This is a genomic window from Paenibacillus algorifonticola (assembly GCF_050481745.1).
In the GTDB taxonomy this organism is placed as follows: Bacteria; Bacillota; Bacilli; order Paenibacillales; family Paenibacillaceae; genus Pristimantibacillus; species Pristimantibacillus algorifonticola_A.
This window is the reverse complement of sequence record NZ_JBCNGR010000080.1, coordinates 1-4,701: the sequence shown is the minus strand read 5'-3', so window position 1 is coordinate 4,701 and position 4,701 is coordinate 1. Positions and strand designations below refer to the sequence as shown.

Annotated in this window: 2 protein-coding genes and 1 pseudogene; all 3 read right to left on the bottom strand. The window is 47.7% G+C overall.

The genetic code is table 11. From position 1 onward, the window contains the following. Positions 1 to 75: 75 nt before the first annotated feature. Complete coding sequence (locus ABEW34_RS31560) at positions 76 to 942, bottom strand: amidohydrolase family protein (protein WP_430165732.1); 867 nt, start codon at positions 940 to 942, stop codon at positions 76 to 78. A 14-nt stretch (positions 943 to 956) separates the two neighbouring features. Beyond that, entirely contained in the window at positions 957 to 4,067 is a 3,111-nt protein-coding gene (locus tag ABEW34_RS31555) for an N-acetyltransferase family protein (protein WP_430165729.1), read from the bottom strand. A gap of 227 nt (positions 4,068 to 4,294) precedes the next feature. Further along, positions 4,295 to 4,701: pseudogene (locus ABEW34_RS31550) on the bottom strand (gfo/Idh/MocA family oxidoreductase); the annotation flags it as partial.

Here is a 4,701-nt window from a genome sequence, read left to right as displayed (position 1 = left end):
GCTATCTTTAGTTTAAAAAAACGGCAGCCCATTCTAGGGCTGCCGTCACATTAGCGACTTCCTCTGCACTCTATCCTAATTATCTCCAATCAGCTGCTTCAGCTTCGGAAATACCCGTAGCGCATTGTTATAAAAAACATCCTCCCAGTGAGCCTGTGGAATCAGATGCTTCACAAACCGGATATAGGCGTCCAGCGGAACAAGCGGCCAATCGGTACCGAACACAAGCCGGTCATATTTTTCGGCAAACACAATGGCACGTCGGAAATGATCCGTATAGGTTTGCTCCATTAGCAACCGTTCCACCTTTGCGGCGTCGCCTACGATCCAGCCCGACAGATCTGCGTAGAGATTCGGATTTTTTTCCAGCAATGCGGCTGTTTCCATGACCCAAGGATCACCGAGATGACAAAGCATAAAGGTAAGCTCGCGGTGCTTCAAAAAGGTTTCTTCCATCGACAGCGGATGCGAATATTTCAGCAAGCCTTTGTCCGAATAAGTCAGTCCTCCATGAATGACGATGGGCAGCTGATAAGCGGCAGCGAGCCTGTACACCGGGTCATAAATTTCATCGCCGACATTGTAATGGTAATATCCCGCATACAGCTTAATACCAACGATATGTTTTGAGCGCAATGATTGTTCCAGTGCTTCGAGCTGACCATCGAGATGAAGGGTTAATGGATTAATACCGACACAAGTGAATAGATTGTCAGGAAGCTGGCCGCTCAAATCAAGCAGCATGGGATTAAGGGCTGCCGAATCCGGGAAGGCCCCTTCAACCGTTTCCGTAACGCCCATCCCCACACCAGCGATGACACCAGCGTTTCTGAACTCCTCCAGCAAACCGTTTTTTGTGTAATCAATAGCGGCCAAAGTTTGTGCCGTCTCTTTAAAAGCTGCAATATTGGAAAAATGGACATGTGCATCTATAATTTTCATCAAAGTATCCTTTCTTAAGTCAGCTGGTCAAAACGAATGTTGAGCAAATCCTGATAAGCTTCCTCTGGGGCAAACAGATCAGAAATGATATAGAACTGGGGCTTGGCGAACTGCTGCTTCCCGTCTTGCAAAAATAGTTTTTCTGTTGCCACAGATGCCGCTACATGGGTGTTTACATGCAGTGCGCTTGAATCAATCTTGGGATGGGCAATGAAGGTCAGCCGCTGCTTCCGCTCACGGGAACCATACTGGATGATTCCGTTTGCACTGCTCACGCTATATTGAACCCTGCCAGCCTTATAGATAATATTTTCACCATTGCTATTTTTAACATACCCCCTGCTTTCCTTAATATCGCTGCTTGCCCGGTAGAAGGTCGAATTGGAAAGGGTCAGCGGATGTAGCGGTGCACCTGTATTTTGCTCCACCCGAATGGCAGTTGCAAGTACAGGCACGCCTGGAAGCATTAAGAAATATTGATGGAGCACAAGTCCTCTAAATTTTGCATGGTTGCAGATCGTCACACTCATTCGAATACCCGACCAGCTATTTCCCAAATTATCTGTGATTGCTGCAAAGGCTGCCTCACGCGGCTCTTCCATGAAGCTCGCCCCAGACATGCCGGATACTTCTGCTGCAATGCCCCCGACCCAAGGATTCCACCAAGACTTAGGCCCTGGTTGAGGATAGGATGAATCGAGCCATTCTACTCCGCGGTGCTTTAGTGAAAATAAGGCTGGGGCATAGCCGCTGCTTGCCTGAATTTCCATAACCCCATTGCCCGCAATAAGCACCTCGCCATATTTCGTATGCTCCGTTTGTTGTGTGATTAGGTGATCCGAGACTGGAAAGACAAGACGGCTTCTTCCTGCTCCATAGGATTCCATATCGAGACGCAGTGTTAAAATATCCGCCTCGAGGCTGGCTTTCCAGGTTACCGGCGTTACGATTTCGGTGAGCTGCTGCTCGCCGGATATGAGGTGTTTTGCCGTATCTATGCTGTCTAGTGCAGATGAGATTTCAATCTCACCTTCCAAAAATGCATTTTTCCGCTCAACAATCCGGACCTCCAGCGGCCCTTGCAAAAAAGGATTGCCCTGATTCACAATCGTCTCCAACTGCTCGGTAGTCTTGAGCTCCTGTGAAGCTCCCCTGTTCAGGGCAAAAGAACGGAAATCACGCCAATTTCTCCACGTTCCTAAAGCAATACGGATAGGCTCAGTCTGTGTAAGGCCTCCAGCGGGAATGACGCCCAACGGATGCTCAATACCGTGATACCAACCTTCTGATAAGATTTCCAACTGTTCAGGCCAGGTAATTCCCCGTGACGAATCCCCGTTAATAGCAAAAATCCAATTTTCCGTGAACCGATTTTTCTCCCAATAATCGGAATTGGAGGCCTCAGGCCCTTTGCTTAAATCCATATATCGACCTTCATAAGGAATAACGCTGTCTTCAAGGTTGAAATTAAAGCCTTCTTTCAAAAATAGTGGTTCATCCCGGACTGCCGCCGCCTTGTTCTGTACAACATGATGCCGGGTAATGATACCATTGCTGTACAATTTGACGACCAGAGTGAGCAGCAGGTTAGCGGATGTCAGATCATACTGGGCTTCGAGCACCATAGCATCGTCATGACGGCAAGTGACTTGAGACACTCGATTTTTCTCAAAGGCGCTGCTGTAAGGCAACCCAAACTTAGGATAATAAAGACTTATGGTGCTGTGAGCTCCCTCGTAAATGGAAAGTATGTTGCTTGCTTTGCTTAGTCGAGCGGAGTATTGACCGTTAAAAATCACCCAGTCCTGTTCGGTTTCGCCTCCGAAAGCAGCATGTATTCCCGGAAACACAAGACTGACTTCCTGCTGCGATACGAGTAATTCGCCAGTGCCGACCACCTTGTGAATAGCGATACGATGATGCCAAATGCCATAGGTCAGCAATTGGGCGTCAATGGTAATGGTCCTCCGGCCTTTAGCTGGCACCTTGATACGGACGGAGGGCTGGCTGAAGGAAAGGACCGCATCATCGGCCAGCTCGAAAGCAAACTCAGCCCCTGTCTCGTACTTATTTTCTACCGTCAAATCAAGCGCAATAGGTTCACCCGCATAAATGGGCCCCACTGGTGCTTGAAGCTTTAGCTTCGCTGGAAATTTTGGCTCAATGCCAATTTTGAAGGTAGCTGGCAAACCATTAATGAGCAGCTCGGCCTCAACAACCGGATGGGTCTGAAATAAGTTCTGATCCTCTTGAGTGGCATGGACAAAAAAGCTGCCTTCTATCCGTTCCTGTGACTCAACCACTCTGGATTCATGCAGCTCAAAGCTAATAGCAGCACTGCCGACACTTCTGATTTCCAAAGCTAAACGCTTCCCGCTTTTATTAACGGCTTCATATACGATCGGATAACTAGCACCGAAAGGCAATTGATGGTGATCAGGAATCGTTGCGTTAATGAGGTAATCCTCCGTTTCGATTAGTCTTAACCCTCGTCCTGTTCGCTCATATTCCATCCTCAGATGTAAATTGCCTTTTCTCCACTCATAAGTAAAATAATCAAAACCGCGTTCCTGCCGTCCATCCGGGCTGATCGCAATTTCACGTATGCTATCTGTGTACCAGTTCATTTCCTCAAAATAAGCCTTTACAGCACCAGTCTGCAATACGGATGGAATCAAGTTCATTAGATGTGTGGTGTCATCCCGTTTCTCCCAGAAAAACCCGCTCTTCTTATAGGCAGGGACAGCTTTCGTATTGCCTGGCCATGTGTAGAGGTCGAGTCTAGGCCAGCCAAGCTTCAAGGTTTCCTCAATTGCGCGTAAAATAAGCCGCTTGCCGACTTTGTGACCGTGATAATCGGGCCGGACATTCAGTAAAGGGATGTACAGGGCACCAGCATCTTCCTTGTAATGGGAGAAGCTGCAATATCCCACTACTTCCCCACCAGCTATCGCCAAAAATACATGAAGAAAGGTACTGTTATGATGTTCTTTAAGAATGCTTTCCTCGGTCTGTAGCGAATTGTCTCCACCCCAACTCTCATTGCTTGTATTCCACATAGCGGCAATGGAGCCCGCATATCGGGGTTCATAATCGACGATAGTGATTTCTTGATTTCTATTCATAAGGGCACTCACCTCCTGAATTCATTGCACATCTCTGAAACAAATTTCGACATTTAACTGACCGAACGTTCAGTATATATTGTATCATGTGCGTTTTTACTGGTCAATTTTGCTAAATCTCTTCATCCCTGCAACGAACAAAACCGGTCTCCAAAGGATGGAAACCGGTTTTCGACCTGAAAATGAAGCCACTAATCCTGTCAACATTCGCTCATATTTAGCAAGCACTATTTCATCATATCAGCAATAAGTACCTTCTGCCCAAGTCGTGCGCTCTCCAGCGATGCAAGCACCATGGCCATGCTGTAAATATTGTCGCTGCTGTCGGTTTCCGGCTTGCGTCCTTCATCAAGTGCTGCGAACATTTCGTCCAGGCAGCCCTCGTGGAACTCATTATTCATCTGCACAAATCCGCCATCAACACGCACATAATCGCGTATGAATTTGCCCGACTGATCGCTGGGAGCAACAACCTCTGCATAAGGCTCACCGATTCCGTCCCAAATGGCTGTCCCATATTCTCCTGTAATACGCCACTGGGCTTCCCATGAGGTAATTGCCCCCTCCGCGCACCATGAGCCGCGATAATTAAATACCGAGCCGTCGGACATTTCAAAAATACAGAGTGCTGCCG